The organism is Microbacterium schleiferi, from assembly GCF_038150145.1.
GTDB classification, from domain to species: domain Bacteria; phylum Actinomycetota; class Actinomycetes; order Actinomycetales; family Microbacteriaceae; genus Microbacterium; species Microbacterium schleiferi_B.
In genome coordinates, this window is record NZ_JBBWSA010000002.1 from 308,422 (window position 1) to 329,944 (window position 21,523).

Here is a 21,523-nt window from a genome sequence, read left to right on the forward strand (position 1 = left end):
CGTTGCATTCCGTTGCAGACCAGCTGCCAGCATCCGTTGCACGTGAAACGGATGCCGCGCTACCGCCCTGGCCAGCGGCGTTCGCGTCAGGGTTCGGCGCGCTCGAGTCGGTCGATGCGTGCAACCAGGCCTGCGCGCTTGGGTGAACGCGCTGGGAGCATGGACAGGCACAGGCGAAGAACCTCGACGTCATCGGCTCCGGCATCCGTGTCGGCGAAGGCGAGCAGCACATCCAGACTCGCCTCAGCGAGCAGCGCTTCGCGGAGTGTCACGCGAACGGTGTCGCGGAACTCCTCGACGCCGGGGGCCGCCGAGTCGGGGAGCACATCGCCGCGATACGCCGCGAGCGCGACCCGGTGCGCGCCCCGGTCAAGAAGCGAGAGCACCTGGTGCGCGTCGGTCTCGAGCGGCATCGTGAGCCGGTACGGGCGGGACTCCGGGGCGAGCGACGGCGCGATCCGCTCCAGGATCTTGCGCAGCCGCACCATCTCGGCCCGCAGGGTCGTTCCCGCATCCGGATCGCCGTACACGAGCTCACCCAGGGCTTCGGCGGAGACTCCCTGGCGGTGGGTCGCGAGGCACAGCAGAATCTCTGCGTGGCGGGTGGTGAGCTCGTTTACGCGCAGGTGTCCGTCCGAGAGGGTCTCGAGTAGCGCACGGTCACGGCCAAGCACCCGAAGGGTCGCCACGACGGATGCCGAAGCCGGCCGGGTTCGCCGGGGTTTGGGTGTGTCGACGTCAGCCGTTTCCCCCGTAGCGCGCGGTCCGGTCGCCCGCTCCCGGAGGCGCGAAAGCAGCAGCTCGCCCTCGACGGCGCGGGCTGTCGCATCCACCAGAAGCTGGGCTTGGGCCGACGCGGCTGGGTCGTCTCCGGTGACGTCGATGACCCCGAGGAGCCGACGCGTCTCAGGGTCATGGACGGGCGCCGCAGTGCACGACCAGGGTTGGACGAGTCGGTTGAAGTGCTCTGCGCCGCGGATCTGCACCGACCGGTCGAGTGCGAGCGCGGTCCCAGGGGCGGCGGTCCCGACAGCCGTCTCCGACCAGTCGGCGCCGGGCACGAACCCCATGTCACCGGTGAGGGATCGCAACGTGCGGTCTCCCTCGACCCACAGCAGCCGTCCGGCGGCATCCCCGACCGCGACGATCACGCCCGAGTCCTCGGCCGCTCCCGGGATCAGCAGTCCCCGGATCATGTCCATGACCGAACCGAGCGGATGCTGCGCCCGAAGCAGTTCGAGCTCTTCAGCGCTCAAGGCGAGGGGAGGAAGACCCTCGACGCCGACGCGTCCGTCGCGCGAACGCCGCCAGCTCTCGCGCACGACGCCCCGCACATCGCCGACTCGCGCGTCAGACTCGTTGCCGAGCACGAACTCCTCGCGGGCGCGCTCGATGATCAGCCTCGAGGCGTCGGGGGTGGTACCCGACCCGGGGGACCACGGCGAGGGCATGCGGACTCCGATCGGCACTGATCGTGATTGGCGCGAGCGTCTGTGCGCGCCAGTGCGGTCCAGTGTAGGCGCGGCGGCGTCCGGTGTCGCCGGGTAGCGTGGCTGCGTGCAGATCACGGTGCTTTCGGGTGGTGTCGGCGGCGCGCGCTTCGTGATCGGGGTGCGCGAATGGGCGCGCCGGGATGCCGCGGCGCGGGGCCTTCCCGCTGACGCTGCTCACGACATCCGGGTCGTCGTGAACACCGGCGATGACTGGTGGCTGGCGGGCCTGCGAATCGCGCCCGACCACGACTCGCTCTTGTATTCGCTGAGCGGTCAGAACGACCAAGACCGGGGATGGGGTCGGCGCGACGAGACCGAGCGAGTCGCGTCAGAGCTCCAGGCCTGGGGCGTGACACCCGAGTGGTTCACGCTCGGTGACCTCGACCTTGGCGTGCACATCGCGCGCACCGCATGGCTTCGAAGCGGGATCCCGCTCGGCGAGGTATACCGCCGACTCGGGGCGCGCTGGCCACTCGGCGCGACGCTCCTTCCGGCGACAGAGGACGAGATCGACACCCACGTGCATACCGCCGACGGTCAGCGCATGCACTTTCAGGAGTGGTGGACCCGCCACCGTGCGACGATCCCTGCGGTGAGCTTCGAGAACGCCGGCATCGACACGGCGCGGCCCGCCGCCGGGGCCCTCGAAGCCATCGCGGCTGCCGACGTGGTCCTCCTCGCACCCTCGAACCCCGTCGTCTCGATCGGTCCGATCCTCGGCATTCCAGGGATGCGCAATGCGCTCCAAACGGCATCCGCTCCGGTTATCGGAGTCGCGCCGGTCATCGGCGGCAGGGTCGTGCGCGGCATGGCCGACGCGTGCCTCACGGCGATCGGAGTCGACACGGATGCCGCCGCCATCGCCCGCCACTATGAAGCTCGCGGCGAGAGCGGGGTGCTCGATGGCTGGCTCGTCGCTGAGGAGGACGCCGCATCGGTCGATGGACTCGTCGCGGACGGCATCCCGTCCCGCGCGGTTCCGCTGTGGATGCGGGATGCCGACACCTCGGCCGCTCTCGCCGGCGACGCCATCACGCTCGCGCACGACCTGCGCTGACGCCCCCATCGCCCGTCCCGCTGTCACAGACTCCGACTTGCGGGGCTCGGAATCAGCGTTCTGTGACAGTGAAACGCCCGGGGATCAGCCCCGGGCTGACCACCACTCGCGTAGGCGCCTCTCGGCCTCGACCTCGCCGAGCACTCCCTCGTCCAGCCGCAGGTCGAGCAGGAACCGGTAAGCCTCGCCGACCTCTCGGCCGGGACCGATGCCCAGCACCTCCTGGATGCGGTTCCCGTCGAGCTCGGGGCGCATCGCGTCGAGCTCCTCTTGCGCGGCAAGTTCAGCGATCCGTCGCTCGATGTCGTCGTACGCCGATGCCAGACGCGAAGCCTTGCGCTTGTTGCGGGTCGTCACATCGGCGCGCGTCAGGATGTGGAGGCGCTCGAGCTCGTCGCCGGCATCTCGCACGTACCGCCGCACGGCAGAGTCGGTCCACGCCCCCTCGGCGTACCCGAAGAACCGCAGATGCAGCTCGATCAGCGCCGTGATCTTGTCGATCGTCGCTGCATCGAACCGCAGCTCCTTCAGGCGCTTGCGCGCCATCCGCGCGCCCTTGATGTCGTGGTGGTGAAAGGTCACCCCGCCCCCGGGCTCCAGGCGACGCGTGGCCGGCTTGCCGATGTCGTGCAGCAGCGCTGCAAGCCGCAGCGGCACATCGGGGGCGGCACCCGGATGCCGCTCGTGCTCGAGCTCGATCGCCTGGCGCACGACGGTCAGCGAGTGTTCGTAGACATCCTTGTGGTGGTGATGCTCGTCGATCTCAAGCCGCAGCGCCGGAATCTCGGGCAGGAACTGCTCCATGAGACCCGTCTCGACCAGCAGACGGATGCCGCGCAACGGGTCATCGGTTTGCATGAGCCGCACGAGCTCACCGTGGATGCGCTCAGCGCTGACGATCCGGATGCTCTCGCGCAGCTGGTGCATCGCCGAGACGGTGTCGGCATCCACGTCGAACTCCAGCTGGGACGCGAACCGAGCGGCGCGCAGCATCCGAAGCGGATCGTCACCGAAACTCACATCGGGATCGGCCGGTGTTCGCAGCCGCCGCCCGAGGAGGTCCTCGACTCCGCCGGACGGATCGACAAGCTTCTGCGACGGAACCCGCAGCGCCATGGCGTTGACGGTGAAGTCGCGCCGCACCAGGTCGCCCTCGAGCGTGTCACCGAACTCGACGGTCGGTTTGCGGGTCACGCCGTCATAACTGTCGGCGCGATACGTCGTGATCTCCACCTGCTCAGCACCGCCACCGGGAAGCGCAATCCGCGCCCCGATCGTGCCGAAATCGCGCCCGATATCCCAGTGCGCGGTGCTCAACGGAGCCACGATGCGCAGGATGTCGTCGGGTCGCGCATTCGTCGTGAAGTCGAGATCGTGCGTGGTTCGTCCCAGCAGCGCATCGCGAACGGGACCGCCGACGATCGCCAACTCGAAGCCCGCTTCCTCGAACGCCACCGCAACGGCAGCGACGACGGGAGAGGTGGCCAGGGCGCCCAGGCGCGCGACACCCTCAGCCATGTTCAGCATGGATCGAGCCTACCGGTGGGGGTTCGGCCACCCGCGGCGTCGGGAGTCCGCTGCGCGGTCAGGGAGTCCGCTGCGCGGGGCGCCGGGGAGGGGGACATGCCCTCGCCGACTACGTCGGCTCCCGCCAGACCCGGTGCCAGCCCCCTCCCGGGCACCCCGCTCCGCTTCCAGCTTCGAGCCGGATGCGCCTCCCCGCGGTTCAGGGACAGCGTGGATGCAGCTTCGGGCAGACCCGGTGCCACCCGGCTCAGGCGACGGGGTCGAGGAAGCCGAGGAAGGCGAGTTCGCGGACGCGGGGCAGCAGGTCGGCGCGAAGTGCCGCAGCATCCACCTCGAGGAGCTCAGCGATCGCATCGACCAGCACCCCGACCGGAAGCTCACCGTCGCACGCGCCGACGAGCGCCGCGAGACCCGGGTCGACGGTGAGCGTGCGACCGAAACCCCGACCCTGGCGCAGCTCGATGACGGTGGGGTCCTCGGCGCCGGGAACGAAGTGGCGTGCCTCCGTGACATCGGGCGCGGTCGTGAACGCTGAGGCCGCAAGGCCGACGTCATCGCGAGCGCCAAGCACATCGTGCACCGCGAGGGCCCGGGCAAGATCCGCGCCGAGCCCCTCCTGCGGAGCGGGCGAGCTCACGCGCTCAAAACGTGACAGGGGCGCCGTGCCCGAGCCGGGCCGGCGCAGCAGGATGTAGCCGAAGCCGATGCCGGTGACCCCGCGCTCCTCAAAATCCTGCAGCCACAGGTCGATGAGCGCATCGTATTCCGGTGAGCCCGGCGGTGTGCCGCCATCGCGCACCCACAGCTGCGCGTAATCGAGCGGGCTGAGGATCTCGCGCTCGATGACCCAGGCATCCATCGAAACGGATGCCGCGGCCACCCATTCCCGCACGCAGTCGAGGCCATCGCGGCCGTTGCGATACTCCCAGTTGCCCAGGAACTGCGCGATGCCGCCGTCGGCGAGCACGCCAGCCACTCCGGTGACGACCTGCCGCACGAGATCGTCACCGACCGCGCCGCCGTCGCGGTATTCGTAGGCGGGAGCCGACACACCGTCGGCGGTTGCACCGCGTGGCGTGATGACGAAGGGCGGATTGGAGACCACACGGTCGAACCGTTTACCGGCGACCGGCTTGAACAGACTGCCGTGGCGCACCTCGATGCCGTCGACGCCGTTGAGCGCGGCAGTGAGGCTGGCGAATCCCAGCGCGCGGGTCGAGATGTCGGTGGCGATGACCTCGTCGGCGTACAGGCGGGCGCGAAGGGCTTGGATGCCGCATCCGGTGCCGAGGTCAAGGACTCGCTGTGCCGGCGTGGGCAGCTGCAGGCCCGCCAAGGTCAGCGACGCTCCCCCCACGCCGAGCACGTGATCGGTCGGCAGAGCGCCCCCGAGCGCAGCTTCGTCGAGGTCGCTCGCGATCCACCACTCGCCGGCACCGGCATCCGCCTCGCCGCTCCACTCCTGCGGTCTGATCAGGGCGGTCGGTGTGGCAGTGTCACCGTCGATCACGGCGAGGCCGAGCGCGACGAGTCCTGCCGCGCCGGTGCGCGGGAGCGCAGCATCGACGGTGTTCACCGGCTGCGGCATCCCGAGTCCGAGCAGGCGTGCGAGCGTCGCAAGAGCGTCGCCCCGTCCCGCGAGCGCACGGACTGCTGGTCCGCGCAGCCCGCGCCCGATCGCGGCATCGCCGACAGAACCCCAGGCGTTGCGCAGGGCCTCGGCCGTGTAGCCGGCAGCGGTGAGGTCAGACGCCAGGGCGGCGCAGATCGTGGGGTCGGGATGAAGGGGCATCGTCACGGATCCATTCAAGCGCGGACGGCCTGCGGGATGCTCCGAGCCGCGGACCGTAGAATTCCGGCGGGATCCGCACGATCAGCGGTCGTCCCGCGACACGACATGACCGCGCCCACCCCGCTCCCCGCATCCGTGCCTCCCGGCCGCGCCGCGCCGCGCCGCCGCACCGGCCTGACGAGACTCGTTCGGCGCCTGTCGGCAACGGTCGCAATCGGGGCGCTTCTGGCAGCCGGTGGGCTCACGACGGATGCCGCGCCAACCGCTGCGGCAGCAACGCCGGCCCCGACCGCAACGGCCGTTGATCCGCAGCTCGTGGCCGCTTCACTCGGCGGCGGTGTCGTCTCACCCGGCGACTCGCTGGCCATCTCTCTCGGTCTCACGGCCGGGTCCGCACCCCTGGCCGCAACACAGGTGTCCGTCGCGATCGGCACGGAACCCCTCTCAACCCGGGCGGATGTCAGCGACTGGCTCGCGTCCCCCCGCGCCGAGCGCGCGCCGACGATCGTCGGCACCGCCTCGCTCGACCCCGCCGCGGCCGGCGAGCGAGCAAGCGCCATCGTGCGCGTCCCGGCAAGCGACCCGGTGCTCACCGACCGAGCCCCGGGCGTGTATCCCGTGCTCGCGAGCGTCACGGTTGCGGGGAGGACCCTGCAGTCGGCGTCAGTGTTCGTCGTCCCCACCGGGGCCGCCGCGGATGTCGCGGTCATCGTGCCGATCACGGCCCCACCGACGGGACGAGGTCTGCTCAGCGCCGAGGCACTAGCGTCACTGACGGCTGAGGACGGCGCACTGACGGCAGCACTCACCGGGGTGCAGGGCACTGACGCCATCATCGCGATCGACCCCGCCATCGTTGCCGCGATCCGGGTGCTCGGCACTACCGCCCCGGCGACCGCACGCGATTGGCTCGCACGTTTCGAGGCGCTGCCCAACGATCGGTTCGCACTGCAGTTCGGCGACGCCGACACCTCCGCCCAGGTCGCCGCCGGGGTGGTGCCGCCGCTGGCGCCGACCTCGCTTGCCGCGTACATCGACCCGGCCGGCTTCTCGGGAAACGATCCCAAGCCAACCCCCACCGGCTCCACGACTCCGTCCGAATCCGACACGGATGGCGAGTCCGGGCTCCCCACGCTCGACGAGCTGCTAGACGTCGGCGCAACGACTGACATCTGGTGGCCCGACGCGGTAACAGCCGACGTCGTCGCGGCGCTCGGCACCGGTGGCGCGCTGACACTCACCGACACGACAGCCGTCGCGACCTCCTCGCCCGCGGCGCATGCCCGCGCTGGTGGTGCCGGACTACTCGTCGCCGACGCCGACGTGAGCGCTGCACTGTCAGCGGCCGCCGCCAGCCCCGATGCCCTGGACCGCGCGGCATCCCTCGCCGAGGCATCCGCCCTCGAGACTCTCCCACTGACCGGAACGACGACGGTCGTTGCGCTCCAGCGCGACCCGACCCGCACTGCCGTCGCGCTGCGTGCGGCCATCGACGGCGCTCAGACCTTGCCGGGTGCCCAGCCGCGCGGACTCAGCGCCCTTATCGGCAGCGAACCGACCGAGGTTTCCATCGCCGACGAGCCTCTCGCGACAGCCCGGGTCGAGGCCGTGCCCGCGCTCCTGGCCGGGGAGCAGCGCATCGAGTCTTTCGCCAGTGTCATTACTGAACCGTTGCTGCTCACCGGCGTCGAGCGCGCGGAGATCCTGCAGCTCCTGAGCCTCGGCTGGGCGGGGCAGGATGCCGCGTGGGAGGAAGCTCTCGATGCCCACGCCGCTGCGACCGAGGCTACCCTGTCGTCGGTGGCGATCCTGCCGCCGAGCCCGATTCAGCTGGTCGCTGCCGACGCCGAGATCCCCGTGGGCATCAAGAATGACCTGCCCTATCCCGTCACCGTGACCCTGCACGCTCACAGCGACGACCTGCGACTCGAGGTGACGGAGAGCATCGATGTTGCGATCGGTCCCCAGCAGAGCACGCGGGCCTCGCTCCCGGTTAAAGCACGGGTCGGTAGCGGAACCGTTGAGGTTGATCTGTCGCTGACGAGCCCCACGGGCGTTCGGATCGGCGACGACCAGTCGCTGGAAGTCAACGTGCGCGCCGACTGGGAGACGATCGGGCTCGTCATCCTGTCGGTCCTGGCGGCTGCGTTCCTCGCTATCGGCGCGGTCCGAACGGTGCGCCGCGTCCGGCGCCGCCCTGAAGCAGAGGGCCCTGAAACAGAGGGCCCTGAAGCAGAGGGCCCCGAAACAGACGATGCTCAGGCTGCGACGGATGCCGACAGCACCGCAGCGGAGGAGCAGTCGTGAGTTCCATTGGGCGTGCGAGCACCCTCATCGCCGCCGGTACGCTCGTGTCGCGGCTCACCGGGTTTCTTCGCTCGGTCGTGTTGGTCGCAGCCGTCGGCTCCGTGGGCAGCCGCGCAGCCGACGCCTTCACAATCGCGAACCAGCTGCCCAACAACCTCTACGCGATCATCTCGACGGGCCTGCTGACAGCGGTCGTCGTGCCACAGATCGTGCAGGCCGCCGCGCACGCCGACGGCGGCCGCGCCTTCATCTCGAAACTGTTCACCCTCGGCACCGTCGCCCTGGTTGTGACCACCGCCATTGGCACGGTCGCGGCTCCCCTCCTCGTGCAGCTGTATGCGTCGCAGTTCACGCCCTCCCAGTTCGCGCTGGCTACCGCATTCGCGTACTGGTGCATCCCGCAGCTGCTGTTCTACGGGCTCTACGCGCTGCTCGGCGAAATCCTGAACGCCCGGAGGGTGTACGGCCCGTTCACCTGGGCCCCGATCGCCAACAACGTCATCTCGATCGCGGGATTCGGCGCCTTCATCGTGATCTTCGGCGGCCCGGTCACCGAGGTATCCGACTGGACACCGACGATGATTGCGCTGCTCGCCGGAACCGCCACCCTCGGCATCGTCGTGCAGGCAGCAGTGCTCATGGTCTTCTGGGTGCGAGCCGGATTGCATCTGCGCCCCGACTTCGCGTGGCGGGGCGTGGGTCTTCGCAACATCGGTCGCCTCGCCGGCTGGACCTTCCTCATGGTGATCGTCGGGCAGATCGCCGGGATCGTGCAGAGCCAGATCATGTCGGTCGTGTCTGGTGACGCGCCCGCCGCCACCGTCGCCGCGAACGCGTGGCTGCTGTACATGCTGCCCTTCTCGGTGTTCGTCCTGTCGATCGGCACCCCCTACTTCACCCAGCTGAGCGAGCATGCCGCCGCTGGCCGAGACGAAGAGGTCCGCACCGACATCGCGCGCAGCATCCGTCTTCTCGGCCTGTTCATGGTGATCTCCACCGCGGTCCTCGCCGCCGCCGCAGTACCGGCCTCCCGAATCTTCACCACCACTCCGGACTACGCCGTGGATGCGTCGTGGGTGCTGCTGGCTTTCCTCGTCGGGCTCATCCCCCAGACCGTCCTGTTCATCATCGGACGCGTCTTCTACGCCTACAACGACACGCGAACCCCGTTCTTCTTCACCCTCGTGCAGGCGAGCATCGTCATGATCACGGCGGTGCTCGCACTGAACCTGCCGACAGCATTCGTCACCGCCGGCATCGCGCTCGGTCAGTCCCTCGCCGTGTGCGTCCAGCTCTCCCTGGCCACCTGGTTTCTGCGTCGGCGTCTGTCTCGCATCGGAATCCGGCGATGGATGCCGTCCCTTGCCCTGTTTGCCGCAGCTGCTGTTCCCGCGGGTCTCGTCGGCTGGGGCGTGTACCTCCTGTCCGGCGCTGAAACCAGCTGGATGCTCGAGAACCAGGTCACCGGCGCACTCGGCTCTGCTCTGATCGGCATCGTCGCCCTGGCGGTCTACGTCGGCATCCTCGCCCTGCTGCGCGTTCCCGAGCTCACGACGGCATGGCAGACCGTCCGGCGGATCATCTCTCGGCGGTGAACGTCGCTCGACTGAGCCGTGAACGACACTGCGGGCAACCAGGCCCGGGGAATGCCGCGCGGATAGCATGTGTTGAAGCATCCGGAACCGCAACGAAGGGTCGCTCATGCGCAATGTCATCATCATCGGGTCCGGTCCTGCCGGGTACACCGCAGCTATCTATGCGGCCCGGGGTGGGCACCAGCCGCTCGTTATCGCCAGCTCGGTGGAAGCCGGTGGCGAGCTCATGAACACCACCGAGGTGGAGAACTTCCCCGGCTTTCCCGACGGCATCATGGGTCCCGACCTAATGGCAAAAATGCAGGCCCAGGCCGAAAAATTCGGCTCCGAGATCGTCTATGACGACGTCGTTTCCGTCTCGCTCGACGGCGCAGTGAAGTCCATCACCCTTGGGTCGGGCGCGACCCACGACGCTCACGCCGTGATCTTCGCGACAGGTTCCGCCCCGCGCAAGCTCGGCATCGAGGGCGAGAAGACCTTCTCGGGTCGCGGCGTTTCCTACTGCGCCACCTGCGACGGGTTCTTCTTCCGCGAGCGCGTCATCGCGGTCGTGGGCGGCGGCGACTCGGCGATGGAGGAAGCGACGTTCCTGACCAAGTTCGCCTCGAAGGTCTACATCATTCACCGTCGCGACGAGCTTCGTGCGTCCAAGATCATGCAGGATCGTGCGTTCGCCAACGAGAAGATCGAGTTCATCTTGAACAGCGAGATCATCGACATCAGCGGCGGGGACCAGGTGACTGGCGCGACGCTGCGTAACACCGTCTCCGGCGAGACCTCGGAGCTCGCGCTCGACGGGATCTTCGTGGCGATCGGTCACGACCCGCGCACGCACCTCGTTCACGGCGTGCTCGAACTCACCGAGGACGGCACGATCCAGCTCGAAGGTCGGTCGTCGCGCACGTCGGTCCCCGGCGTTTTCGCCGCCGGCGATGTCATCGACCCGACGTACCGACAGGCTGTCACCGCCGCGGGCTCCGGCGCCGTCGCAGCTCTGGATGTGGAGCACTACCTCGCCGCTCTTCTCGAAGACGCCACCGACCCCCTCCCTGACGAGCCCGTCGACGTCCCCTCCGAGGCATTGGCCTGAGCGCCGCGCACGCATCGGAACAATCGCGCCCCCTGACGCGTTTTCATAACTGAACGTTTTGACGAAGGAGAACACATGAGTGCCTCAGCTACGACCTCGGCGACGTGGGACCAGGATGTCCTGCAGGCCGAAGGCCCCGTTCTTGTCGACTTCTGGGCAGCCTGGTGCGGCCCGTGTCGCATGGTCGCCCCGGTGCTGGATGAAATCCAGGCCGAGCACCCCGACAAGATCACGATCCTCAAGCTCAACGTCGACGAGAACCCCGACCTCGCGATGAAGTATCAGATCACCTCGATCCCCGCCATGAAGGTCTTCCAGGGCGGCGAGGTCAAGACGACGATCATTGGTGCAAAGCCCAAGTACGCACTGGAACAGGATCTCGCCGAGTTCATCGGCTGACCCTTCGTTCCCACAGGATGCCGCGGTTCCCTCAGGGTCCGCGGCATCCGTCATTTCTGGGCCCTGCGCGGTGTGCGTCTTCCGCGCGGGGTCGCGCTGACGGATCGCCTCACGGAACGTCGGGAAGCAGGGAATCCCACGTGCGGTGGCGCGCGGAGCCGAGAAGCCGCCACACCGCACGGGTGAGCGGCGGGTAGTCCAGCGCGATCTGCCGGAGCACCCGGTAGTGACGGATGCCGGTTGAGGGCAAGCCGGTGGTGAGGATGTTCTCGGCACGCAGCATCAGAACGACGAGTTCATCCACGGTGGGGAGATCGTCCATGAACTCCCAGGGATCTTCGCCCGCGCGCAACCGCTCCTCGACCAGAACCGACAGTTCATCAGCCGCTTCGGCGCGCAGCAGCTCGAGACTCGCCCGACGAGTCGGGGCCGAATTCTCGCGCGTCATTACTCCAGCGTACGTCGCTCTGAGGCTACGTCGCCCGGATGTGGATGATCAGGAACCGAAGCCCTCGACACCGAGCTCGTCGAGAATGCGGTTGAGGTCCTGAATACTTGCGAAGTCGATGCTGATCTGGCCTTTTTTTGCAGCGAGTGTGATCTTCACCCGAGTGTCGAGGCGATCACCGAGCCTCTCAGCCAACTCGTCGAGGTGACCGCGGCGGCCCCCAGCCTGAGGCTTCGTAGGCTTACGGCCAGCGGATGCCGCGCCCTTCGCTGCAGCTTCAGCCTCACGGACCGACAGGTCTTCGTTCACGATCTTGTCAGCGAGACGCGCCATGGCGTCATCTCCCTCGACCGACAAGATGGCGCGCGCGTGTCCGGCGCTGATGACCCCGGCTGCCACGCGCTGCTGCACGGGGATCGGCAGCTTGAGTAGGCGGATCGTGTTGCTGATCTGGGGCCTGGAGCGACCTATGCGTCCCGCGAGCTCCTCCTGCGTGATGCCGAAGTCCTCGAGCAACTGCTGGTAGGCCGACGCCTCTTCCAGCGGATTCAGCTGTGAGCGGTGCAGATTCTCCAGCAGAGCGTCCCGCAGGAGATGCTCGTCTGCAGTGTCGCGGACGATCGCTGGGATCGAGTCGAGTCCCGCCTCCCGGGAAGCCCGAGTGCGTCGCTCGCCCATGATGAGCTCATAGGTCCCGTCACCGCGATCGCGGACCACGACGGGCTGGAGCACACCGAACTCGCGCACACTGTGGACGAGCTCCGCGAGTTCGTCAGGGTCGAAGTTCGTGCGGGGCTGGCGCGGATTGGGAACTATCGTGTTCGGGTCGATGTGGATCAGCCGGGCTCCCGGTACCGTGACGAGATCCTCCGCGGGAGGCGCCTCCGGGAAGAACACGTCTACCGGCCGACTCTCGCCCTGATCGGCGGTAGGGATGAGAGCGCCGATTCCTCGACCGAGTCCCGTTCGCTTGGCCATCACTCGTCCCTTTCCTCAGCGTCGCGATCCGGGGCTGAACCCTCGGCGTCGACATCCGCGCTATCCGCACGGTGATCCCGTCGGACGATCTCCACTGCCGCCTCGCGATAGGCCACCGCCCCGACCGACTGACCATCGTAGGCGATCACAGTCTGCCCGAAGCTCGGGGCCTCGGAGATGCGCACCGAACGGGGGATGACGGTGGTGAGCACCTGGTTCGGGAAGTGCGCGCGGACTTCGTCAGCAACCTGCTGCGAGAGGCGGGTACGCCCGTCGTACATGGTGAGAAGAATCGTCGAGAGCGTCAGTGTGGGATTCAGATGCTTCTGAATCATCGACACCGTCCCCATCAGCTGGCTGAGCCCCTCGAGCGCGTAGTACTCACACTGGATCGGAATGAGTACTTCGTCTGCGGCGGTGAAGGCGTTGATCGTGAGCAGGCCGAGCGAGGGCGGACAGTCGATGAGCACGATGTCGATATCCGCGCCCTTCTTCGACAGGTACTTCTCCAGCGCGGTACGCAGCCGTCGTTCGCGAGCAACGAGCGAAACGAGCTCGATCTCGGCGCCAGCCAGATGGATCGTGCTCGGTGCACAGAACAACCGGGGGGACTCGGGACTCTGCTGGACGACCTGGGACAGCGGTCGCTCCTCGACCAGAACGTCGTACACGCTCGGGGTCTCCGCGTTGTGCGGGATGCTGAGCGCCGTGGATGCATTGCCCTGGGGGTCCAAGTCGACGACCAGCACCCGGGCACCCATGTGCGCGAATGCCGCTGCGAGGTTGACGGTCGACGTTGTCTTACCTACGCCGCCCTTCTGATTCGACACCGTGAAGATCCGTCGTCGACCCGCGTACTCCAGCGGGATCGCGTCAAGGGCCCGACGACGGGCGGTGAGGTCTGCGAGCTCGCGTGCCAAGGGGGTGTCGTAGAACGAGTCCGTCGCGGGATCCTCGTCGTGTTTCACGTGAAACGCTCCGATCGGGTCAAGGGCTTCTCTACTCTACGTGCGGCTTCCGACCCGGCCCGGGGTCGATCCGATGGCTCACCGTTCCACGTGAAACATGCTGCCGCACTCATGACTGCCTCGAGCGGCTCAGCCACCGACGGTGGCGTGAACGACACGGGTTGTCTCGTCGAGAACGCCCTCTCCGAGAGTGAGTACCCCGACGTCGGTGAGTCCGAATCGACGGATCTGCTTCTGGGCGGCTTCGATCTCCGCCTCGGCACCTCGCCCCTTGAAGAGCATGAGCCTTCCTCCGGGACGAACCAGCGGAGCCGTCATGGGAATCAGCGTGCGAAGCGCACTCACAGCACGCGCAGTGACGACATCGACGGATGCCTCGGGCACCCATTCCTCCGCACGAGCACGAACCACGGTGACGTTGCCGAGATCCAAAGCGTCGGCTTGCTCCGTCAACCAGGCGACGCGCCGCTCCATCGGCTCGACCAACGTCCACGTGACGTCGGGTCGGGCGATAGCCAGGACGATTCCCGGGAGGCCCGCCCCCGAGCCGATGTCAGCAGCGCGCCCATCGAAGAGGGGGGCAGCGATCGCACTATTCAGAATGTGCCGCGTCCACAGTCGCGGAAGCTCCAGGGGACCGATGAGTCCTCGGGTCTCGCCCTGCTCGGCCAAAGCCGCCGTGAACTCACGGGCAAGGTCGATCCGCTCACCGAACAGGGCAGCCGCTGCGGCGGGTTCGGCCTCAAGAGTGGTCATCGATGTTTCACGTGAAACGCGCACTCAGGCGCGGCGGATCACGGTGTGTCGATCGGCGCCCTCGCCGTACGACTCGGAGACAAGGCCACGCTCGGCGACAAGGTCGTGGATGAGCTTGCGCTCGTAGCTCGACATCGGGGGGAGCGAGGCCTGCGACGCACCCTCGTCCAGCCGAGCGACAGCACGATCCACGAGGGCATCGAGCTCTCGCTGACGCGTGTCGCGAGAACCGCCGATGTCCAGGATCAGGCGCGAGAAGCGCCCGGTACGGTTCTGCACAGCAATGCGCGTAAGTTCCTGGAGCGCCTGGACGGTCGTCGGGTCGGCTAGAGCACCCAGATCTGCCGCTCCCTCACCGCCGTCCTGCTCGATAGAGACGTACGCGCGACCGTTGCGAACGTCCAGGGCGAGGTCGCCATCGATGTCCGCGATGTCGAGGAGTCCTTCAAGGAAGTCGGCGGCTACGTCGCCTTCCTGCTCCAGGTCTTCGATCGTCGCCTCTGCGCGAGACGAAGCGGTGCCGGGGGTCGTTGTCATCTCCACCCTCTTGTTCCTACTTGTTCGATTCCGGTGAGGGTGATGGGCCCTCCGCTGCACGGCCCGTGGGGCGCGGATTCTGTGGCCGAGAGGTGGCGCCGCCAGCGGAGCGGTTACCCTGCTTCTTCGCGCGCTGCTTACTCATCGGCTGCTCACGCTTCGGAGCCTGAGCCTTCGCCTTCTCAGCCTCTTCCAGCAGTCGCTGCTGCTCGGCCAAGTACTTGTCCATCGGCACGACCTTGCCGCTGGAGTCGATCGCCTTGCCCTTGCGAGCCAGTCGCTCCTCGCGCTGCTTCGCCGCCTCGGAGCCCGGGGTCGGCATCTCACGGATGACGATGAACTGCTGAACCATCGTCCAGATGTTGCTGGTGAACCAGTAGAGCACGACACCCAGCGGGAAGAAGACACCCGAGAAGACGAACGCGAACGGCAGGACCCACAGCATGATGCGCTGCATCTGGTAGGCCTGGCCGGTCTTGGCCTCGGGGGAGAGGTTCTTGGAGATGATCTGGAGCTGCGTGAAGAACTGCGAGGCGATCATCAGGATGACGAGCACGACGAGGATCATCACGGCAGGCGTGTTGCCGGTGTTCCAGGCGTCGATGAGGGTCTCGTGCAGGGACGCAACTCCGAAGAGGGAGGCGTCGTAGAACTGCTTGGTGAGCTCCGGGCCGAGCACGCCGACACCACCGAGACCGAGTTCGGCGTTGACCTTGACGCTGCTGAGCACGGAGTACAGCGAGAAGAACACCGGCATCTGCACGAGCAGCGGAAGGCACCCGGAAACGGGGCTCGTCCCGTGCTTCTTGTACAACGCCATCGTCTCGCGGCTCATGGCCTCGCGAGAGAGCTGATCCTTCTTGCCGCGGTACTTGTCCTGGATCTTGCGGAGCTCGGGAGCGATCTCCATCATCTTGCGCTGCGACTTGATCTGCTTGACGAACAGCGGGATGAGTGCGGCACGCACGACGACGACGAGGCCGACGATCGCCAAGACCCAGGTGATGCCCTCGGCCGGAGGCAGTCCGATCGCGGTGAAGAGCCAGTGCCACGCGACGAGGATGAGTTCGACTACCCACTTCAGTGGCCACAGGATGATGCCGAACAGATCGAAGCCGCCGCCGGCCGCCGCGGTGGGCGACGGAGAGGGGGTCGCATTGGCGAGGAGATCCAGCAAGGATCAGTCCTTTCTGCGTGGCACGACGAACCCGTGCCGGGTGAGATCGAAGGGGAAGTGCTCGTGGGGTGGAACGTCATCGACGCCACCCTTCGCCCACGGATGGCATCGACTCAGCCGTGCCGCAGCAAGCGCCGCTCCCTTGAGAGCGCCGTGCTGTTGTACTGCACCCACGGCATAGGCCGAGCACGAGGGATAGTACCGGCACACGTCGCCGTAAAGGTGGGAGATCGTCGCGCGGTACCCGTGGAGCAGCGCGAGCACAGCGTTACGGGGAACAAGGGGGAGCGCACGCGCAGCGTCGACAGCGTTGAGGTGAGCATGGCCGAGAGCGTACGAGGGCAACTCACTCATCGGTGCTCTCCCGTGAGGCAACGCCTTACCTCGCCCGCGAGGACCTCGTACGGTGCGTCGGCTGCGGCGGGCAAGGCACGGATGACGACCTGCGAGCCGGGGCGAATCTCGTCCAGGAGACCCGCGCTGATCGCCTTCAGCCGGCGGCGCACCGTATTGCGGGTGACAGCAGAACCCACCTGCTTACTGACGATGAACCCGAACCGCGACGGAGTGGCATCCACCGAAACCGCCGTGTAGCTCATGAGATGCGCGCCCACACACCGGCGACCCCGGCGGACGACGGAACGATAGTCCGCGCCCCGGGTGATCCGGTGGGCGCGCGCAAGCACTGTGAGGTCAGGCCGAAAGTTCGCTGCGACCCTTGGCGCGGCGAGCCGAGAGGATGGCACGGCCGGCGCGGGTGCGCATGCGGGCGCGGAAGCCGTGCTTCTTGGCGCGGCGGCGGTTGTTGGGCTGGAACGTACGCTTGCTCATGAGATCACTTCCGGATGAGGTGTCGCCGGGATGCTCACACCGGGACGATGAATCGGGGACTGCCGCGAGGGCACAAGTCAACCGACTAAGGGTACGTCGCGCAGCGCTCGAACTCAAACCGAGCGGAGGGGAAGAGACATTATCCCCAGCGTCATCCACCATCTGGAGACGACACGCGCATCGCGTCTACAGTTGATTTTGCGCTGACGGATGCCGCTGACTACCGTTGCTCCGAAAGTTATCCACAGCCGGGGACGGGCTCGCCGCACCGATGCCGCTGAAGCCTGAGGGGGGCCATGTCGACCCACGAGATTCCGGATGTTCCGGTCTGGACCGCCGCGCTGGAAATCATGCGTGGAGACGATCGGATCACCCCGCAGCTGGAGGGGTTCCTCAATCTCGCGGTAGCTCAAGGCGTCATGGGCGGCACCCTCTACCTCGATGTTCCGAACGAACTGACCGCCGCGCAGATCAACAAGAGGATGCGCGCGCCGATCCTCGAAGCCCTCGCACACGCCGAAGATGGCAGTGGCGAGAGCGTGTCGGCCTTCCGTGTCGTCGTGAACCCTGACCTGGCCGAGTCTCACCTGACTGCGGTCCTGCCATTGGCGGCGGCGCCCGCGGCATCCATGCACCGCGCAGCAGACGAACCCGTCGTCGAATCCACGAGCACCTCCTCACGCACCGACACGCGCTTGAACCCGAAGTACACCTTCGACAACTTCGTCATCGGCCAGTCCAACCGGTTCGCGCACGCGGCAGCCGTCGCCGTGGCCGAGGCTCCCGCAAAGGCCTACAACCCCCTCTTCATCTACGGAGACTCCGGGCTCGGCAAGACCCACCTCCTGCACGCGATCGGCGACTACGCGATCAGCCTCTATGCCGGCATCAAGGTTCGGTACGTCTCGAGCGAAGAGTTCACGAACGACTTCATCAACTCGATCGCCAACAACCGCGGCGCCGCGTTCCAGGCTCGATACCGGGATGTCGACATCCTGCTCATCGATGACATCCAGTTCCTGCAGGGCCGCGCCGAAACGCAGGAAGCGTTCTTCCACACGTTCAACCAGCTCCACGACCACGACAAGCAGGTCGTGATCACCAGCGACGTGCCGCCCAAGCACCTCACCGGTTTCGAGGATCGGATGCGGAGCCGGTTCGAGTGGGGGCTCATCACAGACGTTCAAGCGCCCGACCTCGAAACCCGCATCGCGATCCTGCGCAAGAAGGCGCAGAGCGAGCGGCTCCACATTCCCGACGACGTCCTGGAGTACATCGCCACCGCAGTCTCGTCGAACATCCGTGAGCTCGAGGGCGCCCTCATCCGGGTGTCGGCGTTTGCCAGCTTGAACCGCTCGAGCCTCGATATCTCGCTGGCTCAGACAGTGCTGCGCGACATCATCGATCAGGATGACGCAAACGTCGTCTCACCGACCGACATCATCGCGGCCACTGCCACCTACTTCAAGCTTTCGGTCGATGACCTGTACGGATCGAGCCGCTCGCAGGCCGTTGCCACGGCTCGTCAGATCGCTATGTACCTCTGCCGTGAACGTACGAGCCTGTCACTACCCAAGATCGGTCAACTTTTCGGAAACCGCGACCACACCACAGTTATGTACGCGTACAAGAAGATCAGCGACCTCATGAAGGAGCGTCGCTCGATCTACAACCAGGTCTCTGAGATCACCGCCCAGCTCGGTCGAAACGGTCGCTAAGGCCTCTTCTCGCGCGCGCCATCCGGGTCTCATAGGAGGCTCATGGATTCTCACTTGACACCGCGCCGTCGCTGGCACAAAAATACGCGTTCCCCACAGTGTGGATAACTTGTGGATAAGTGTGGAAGCAGCACGCTCAGCTGTGAGTGAAGCTTCCGTGACCTGTGGAACACGAGCGTGAGATGTGAGCTCGAGCCCGAGGCTTCACACGACTCATCCGCAGCCCCTCCACAAATGACACGAATGTGGTTTCGGCTCGGCGCAAGGGATCGCACGATTCATCCACAGTTCCCACAGGTGTTAACACCATGACAAAGAACTTCTTGAATGAATCCGATTCGATGACCTTAAGTCCGAGCGTGCCCTTCGGACGTAAGCGCCCGTGGATCTCTTGAGGTCACAAGACATGTGGGCACTAGCATGGGAGAGCCCAACCGGATCGAGGGAGCGCACGTGAGGTTCGAAGTAAACCGCGATGTGTTCAGCGAGGCTGTGTCGTTCGTCGTCAAGCTGCTGCCACAACGCAACCCGCAGCCGATCCTCGCGGGCATCCTGATCGAGGCCAGCGCAGACGGCCTCTCGCTCTCGGCCTTCGACTACGAGGCATCGGCGCGAACCCTCATCGAGGCGACTGTCGATGACCCGGGCACGATCCTCGTCCACGGACGACTGCTGTCCGAGATCGCGAACCGACTGCCGAACGCTCCCGTCACCGTCCGCGTCGACGATGACGGCGGCATCCTGCTCACCTGCGGGTCAGCGACCTTCACGCTGGCATCCATGCCGGTCGCTGAGTACCCCGCAATCCCCGAGGTCACCGGCGAGTCGGGTCTCGTCCCGGCCGAAGATTTCGCCACCGCGATTGCGCAGGTCGCGTTCGCGGCCTCTCGCGACGATGTCACCCCGGTGCTCACCGGCGTTCAGCTCGAGGTTTCGGGTACCCGCCTGAGTCTCGTTGCCACCGACCGTTATCGTGTCGCGCTGCGCGAGATCCCGTGGGATCCCGCTGGAGGAGCATCCGAAGAGGGCGCGACGGCACTCGTTCCCGCGCGCACTCTCACCGAGGTCGGCAAGACTTTCGCGCACTCGGGGCAGATCTCCATCGCGTTCTCGGGTAGTGGCGATCGCGAGATCATCGCGTTCACCGCGGGCAACAAGACCGTCACGTCGCTGCTGATCAAGGGCAACTTCCCGCCGGTGCGCAGGCTCTTCCCGGAGCAGACCGAACATCACGCCGTCGTGAGCACCTCGGAGTTCGCCGAAGCGGTCCGGCGTGTATCGCTGGTCCTGGACCGGTCGGCACCGCTGCGGTTCACGTTCACTGCAGAGGGCGTGTCGATGGATGCCGCCGGCACTGAACAGGCGCGGGCTACCGAGTCTGTCGATGCGACGCTGAGCGGTGACGATGTCACGCTGGGCCTCAACCCCCAGTACCTGCTCGAGGCGCTCGGTGCGGTTCGCAGCGAGTTCGCACGGGTGACCTTCACCTCCAGCGACAACGCCAACAAGCTCAGTCCGGTACTGATCACCGCGCAGACCTCGGTTGATCGCTCGGGCGAGGACTCCTTCAAGTACCTGCTGCAGCCCAACCTGCTGCTGCGCTGATCCCCGACGCGGGTTGCGCGTCCCTCCTGGCGGATAGCCTGTACCGATGATCGTCGAGCGGCTGAGTCTCACCGACTTCCGCAACTACGCTCGCGCCGAGCTCGAGCTCTCCACCGGACCGACGGTGCTGGTCGGAAGCAATGGTCAGGGCAAGACGAACCTTGCGGAAGCTGTCGCGTACCTCGCGACCGCCGGCTCCCACAGGGTGTCATCGGATGCTCCGCTGGTGCGCGATGGTTCGGAGTTCGCGATCGTTCGGGCAACCCTTGCCCACGGTGAACGTCGGTTGAACGTCGATGTGCAGATCAATCGGCAGGGATCGAACCGTGCGCAGGTGAATGGAACCGGCATCCGCACCGGCGAACTTGGTCGCTACGCACATGTCGTGTTGTTCGCGCCGGAGGACCTGCAGATCGTTCGCGGTGATCCGGGCGCGCGGCGCCGATTCGCTGACCAGCTTCTCGTGCAGAGATACCCGCGACTGTCGGCGACGCTTGCCGACTACGATCGCGTTCTCAAGCAACGGGGTGCGCTGCTGAAATCGGCCCGGGCCCGGCGCCTGGACGCTGAGGCCTTGCCGACCCTGGATGTGTGGGATGACAAACTCGTCGCTCTCGGGGTCGAGATCATGCGCGCGCGCGAGGCGCTCGTGCGGGACCTCGCGGGACCCATCGCTGATGCCTACGCATCGATAGCCGGCGCGGATCACACGCCGGACGCGCGGTGGGTGCTGTCTGTGGATGGTGCCGATCCTGATGACGATGAGGGACCGGCTCGTGTCACCGAAACCGGTGACCTGTTCGAGAGATTCCGCGCCGCACTGCGCGAGAAGCGCGCGTCGGAGCTGGAGCGCGGGGTCAACCTTGTCGGTCCGCACCGGGACGATCTGTTGCTTTCTCTTCGAGGTCTGCCCGCACGCGGCTACGCCTCGCACGGCGAATCGTGGTCGCTGGCCCTGGCCTTGCGCATTGCGTCGGCTCACCTGCTCCGAGCTGAGTCGCAGCTCGGTGACCCGATCGTCATCCTCGATGATGTCTTCGCCGAACTCGACGCGGGTCGTCGGGTGCGCCTCGCCGACATCGTGGGCCAGTTCGAACAAGTCATCGTGACTGCCGCGGTTGAGCAGGATGTTCCTACTGAGCTTCGCGTCGGCACTGTCCGTGTCGAGGCGGGCACCCTGAGTGGTTCCGGAACCTCACCCGGCACCGGGGCAGACGGTCCGGTTGTGGGAGGTTCGTCGTGAGC

At 66.8% G+C, this 21,523-nt stretch carries 20 protein-coding genes; 8 read left to right on the top strand and 12 right to left on the bottom strand.

Annotated features, from left to right (window positions below; translation table 11 throughout):
• Positions 1-86: 86 nt before the first annotated feature.
• Positions 87-1,451 (bottom strand): GAF domain-containing protein, encoded by a 1,365-nt coding sequence (locus AADH62_RS03370; protein ID WP_341578262.1) that lies wholly within the window; start codon positions 1,449-1,451, stop codon positions 87-89.
• Between the two features lie 106 nt (positions 1,452-1,557).
• Here AADH62_RS03370 and cofD point away from each other — a divergent pair, with 106 nt between their 5' ends.
• Positions 1,558-2,550, top strand: coding sequence for a 2-phospho-L-lactate transferase (gene cofD / locus AADH62_RS03375; RefSeq protein WP_341578263.1), 993 nt, complete (start codon positions 1,558-1,560; stop codon positions 2,548-2,550).
• An 84-nt stretch (positions 2,551-2,634) separates the two neighbouring features.
• On the opposite strand, the gene AADH62_RS03380 is transcribed toward cofD, so the two are convergent.
• Entirely contained in the window at positions 2,635-4,077 is a 1,443-nt protein-coding gene (locus AADH62_RS03380) for a CCA tRNA nucleotidyltransferase (protein ID WP_341578264.1), read from the bottom strand.
• A gap of 247 nt (positions 4,078-4,324) precedes the next feature.
• Positions 4,325-5,869 (bottom strand): class I SAM-dependent methyltransferase, encoded by a 1,545-nt coding sequence (locus AADH62_RS03385; protein WP_341578284.1) that lies wholly within the window; start codon positions 5,867-5,869, stop codon positions 4,325-4,327.
• A gap of 105 nt (positions 5,870-5,974) precedes the next feature.
• On the opposite strand from AADH62_RS03385, the gene AADH62_RS03390 reads away from it, so the two are divergent.
• The 4 genes from AADH62_RS03390 to trxA all read left to right on the top strand — a co-directional run bounded on the left by AADH62_RS03390 (position 5,975) and on the right by trxA (position 11,260).
• Positions 5,975-8,176 carry a DUF6049 family protein gene (locus AADH62_RS03390; protein WP_341578265.1) on the top strand — a complete coding sequence of 734 codons (2,202 nt, stop codon included), beginning with the start codon at positions 5,975-5,977 and terminating at the stop codon, positions 8,174-8,176.
• Complete coding sequence (gene murJ / locus AADH62_RS03395) at positions 8,173-9,771, top strand: murein biosynthesis integral membrane protein MurJ (protein ID WP_341578266.1); 1,599 nt, start codon at positions 8,173-8,175, stop codon at positions 9,769-9,771. The genes AADH62_RS03390 and murJ overlap by 4 nt, the downstream gene beginning before the upstream one ends.
• Before the next feature lie 106 nt (positions 9,772-9,877).
• A complete protein-coding gene (gene trxB, locus AADH62_RS03400) occupies positions 9,878-10,861 on the top strand; it encodes a thioredoxin-disulfide reductase (RefSeq protein WP_341578267.1) in 984 nt (327 codons plus the stop codon).
• 75 nt (positions 10,862-10,936) lie between these two features.
• Positions 10,937-11,260: a thioredoxin gene (gene trxA, locus AADH62_RS03405; protein ID WP_228179202.1), complete on the top strand. Its 324-nt coding sequence runs from the start codon at positions 10,937-10,939 to the stop codon at positions 11,258-11,260.
• Between the two features lie 109 nt (positions 11,261-11,369).
• Here trxA and AADH62_RS03410 read toward each other — a convergent pair whose 3' ends face one another.
• The 9 genes from AADH62_RS03410 to rpmH form a co-directional block, all read right to left on the bottom strand.
• Positions 11,370-11,708: a tryptophan synthase subunit alpha gene (locus tag AADH62_RS03410; RefSeq protein ID WP_228179203.1), complete on the bottom strand. Its 339-nt coding sequence runs from the start codon at positions 11,706-11,708 to the stop codon at positions 11,370-11,372.
• Between the two features lie 48 nt (positions 11,709-11,756).
• On the bottom strand, positions 11,757-12,686 hold the full coding sequence (locus AADH62_RS03415) for a ParB/RepB/Spo0J family partition protein (protein WP_341578268.1): 930 nt from the start codon (positions 12,684-12,686) through the stop codon (positions 11,757-11,759).
• The gene (locus AADH62_RS03420; protein ID WP_292729093.1) at positions 12,686-13,654 is read right to left on the bottom strand and encodes a ParA family protein; all 969 of its coding nucleotides are present in this window, start codon (positions 13,652-13,654) and stop codon (positions 12,686-12,688) included. The genes AADH62_RS03415 and AADH62_RS03420 overlap by 1 nt, the downstream gene beginning before the upstream one ends.
• A 129-nt stretch (positions 13,655-13,783) precedes the next feature.
• Positions 13,784-14,410 carry a 16S rRNA (guanine(527)-N(7))-methyltransferase RsmG gene (rsmG, locus tag AADH62_RS03425; protein ID WP_341578269.1) on the bottom strand — a complete coding sequence of 209 codons (627 nt, stop codon included), beginning with the start codon at positions 14,408-14,410 and terminating at the stop codon, positions 13,784-13,786.
• A gap of 24 nt (positions 14,411-14,434) precedes the next feature.
• On the bottom strand, positions 14,435-14,947 hold the full coding sequence (locus AADH62_RS03430; protein WP_292729090.1) for a protein jag: 513 nt from the start codon (positions 14,945-14,947) through the stop codon (positions 14,435-14,437).
• A gap of 16 nt (positions 14,948-14,963) precedes the next feature.
• A complete protein-coding gene (gene yidC, locus AADH62_RS03435) occupies positions 14,964-16,121 on the bottom strand; it encodes a membrane protein insertase YidC (RefSeq protein ID WP_375236743.1) in 1,158 nt (385 codons plus the stop codon).
• A 6-nt stretch (positions 16,122-16,127) separates the two neighbouring features.
• Positions 16,128-16,478 carry a membrane protein insertion efficiency factor YidD gene (gene yidD, locus AADH62_RS03440; protein WP_341578270.1) on the bottom strand — a complete coding sequence of 117 codons (351 nt, stop codon included), beginning with the start codon at positions 16,476-16,478 and terminating at the stop codon, positions 16,128-16,130.
• Positions 16,475-16,810 (bottom strand): ribonuclease P protein component, encoded by a 336-nt coding sequence (rnpA, locus tag AADH62_RS03445; protein ID WP_425355636.1) that lies wholly within the window; start codon positions 16,808-16,810, stop codon positions 16,475-16,477. The genes yidD and rnpA overlap by 4 nt, the downstream gene beginning before the upstream one ends.
• Before the next feature lie 7 nt (positions 16,811-16,817).
• On the bottom strand, positions 16,818-16,955 hold the full coding sequence (gene rpmH, locus AADH62_RS03450) for a 50S ribosomal protein L34 (protein ID WP_193597422.1): 138 nt from the start codon (positions 16,953-16,955) through the stop codon (positions 16,818-16,820).
• A 419-nt stretch (positions 16,956-17,374) separates the two neighbouring features.
• On the opposite strand from rpmH, the gene dnaA reads away from it, so the two are divergent.
• From dnaA to recF, 3 genes are all read left to right on the top strand, one after another.
• Positions 17,375-18,673, top strand: coding sequence for a chromosomal replication initiator protein DnaA (gene dnaA, locus AADH62_RS03455; protein WP_425355637.1), 1,299 nt, complete (start codon positions 17,375-17,377; stop codon positions 18,671-18,673).
• Positions 18,674-19,126: 453 nt separating this feature from the next.
• Entirely contained in the window at positions 19,127-20,278 is a 1,152-nt protein-coding gene (gene dnaN, locus AADH62_RS03460; protein WP_341578272.1) for a DNA polymerase III subunit beta, read from the top strand.
• A gap of 46 nt (positions 20,279-20,324) precedes the next feature.
• Positions 20,325-21,521 (top strand): DNA replication/repair protein RecF, encoded by a 1,197-nt coding sequence (recF, locus tag AADH62_RS03465; protein ID WP_341578273.1) that lies wholly within the window; start codon positions 20,325-20,327, stop codon positions 21,519-21,521.
• The last annotated feature ends 2 nt before the right edge of the window (positions 21,522-21,523 follow it).

Bases quoted from the DNA above. Each gene is read 5' to 3' on its own strand.
- AADH62_RS03370 (WP_341578262.1), bottom strand. From the start codon at position 1,451: ATGCCCTCGCCGTGGTCCCCCGGGTCGGGTACCACCCCCGACGCCTCG.
- AADH62_RS03380 (WP_341578264.1), bottom strand. From the start codon at position 4,077: ATGCTGAACATGGCTGAGGGTGTCGCGCGCCTGGGCGCCCTGGCCACC.
- AADH62_RS03385 (WP_341578284.1), bottom strand. From the start codon at position 5,869: ATGCCCCTTCATCCCGACCCCACGATCTGCGCCGCCCTGGCGTCTGAC.
- AADH62_RS03390 (WP_341578265.1), top strand. From the start codon at position 5,975: ATGACCGCGCCCACCCCGCTCCCCGCATCCGTGCCTCCCGGCCGCGCC.
- trxB (WP_341578267.1), top strand. From the start codon at position 9,878: ATGCGCAATGTCATCATCATCGGGTCCGGTCCTGCCGGGTACACCGCA.
- trxA (WP_228179202.1), top strand. From the start codon at position 10,937: ATGAGTGCCTCAGCTACGACCTCGGCGACGTGGGACCAGGATGTCCTG.
- AADH62_RS03410 (WP_228179203.1), bottom strand. From the start codon at position 11,708: ATGACGCGCGAGAATTCGGCCCCGACTCGTCGGGCGAGTCTCGAGCTG.
- AADH62_RS03415 (WP_341578268.1), bottom strand. From the start codon at position 12,686: ATGGCCAAGCGAACGGGACTCGGTCGAGGAATCGGCGCTCTCATCCCT.
- rsmG (WP_341578269.1), bottom strand. From the start codon at position 14,410: ATGACCACTCTTGAGGCCGAACCCGCCGCAGCGGCTGCCCTGTTCGGT.
- AADH62_RS03430 (WP_292729090.1), bottom strand. From the start codon at position 14,947: ATGACAACGACCCCCGGCACCGCTTCGTCTCGCGCAGAGGCGACGATC.
- yidD (WP_341578270.1), bottom strand. From the start codon at position 16,478: ATGAGTGAGTTGCCCTCGTACGCTCTCGGCCATGCTCACCTCAACGCT.
- rpmH (WP_193597422.1), bottom strand. From the start codon at position 16,955: ATGAGCAAGCGTACGTTCCAGCCCAACAACCGCCGCCGCGCCAAGAAG.
- dnaA (WP_425355637.1), top strand. From the start codon at position 17,375: ATGGGCGGCACCCTCTACCTCGATGTTCCGAACGAACTGACCGCCGCG.
- recF (WP_341578273.1), top strand. From the start codon at position 20,325: ATGATCGTCGAGCGGCTGAGTCTCACCGACTTCCGCAACTACGCTCGC.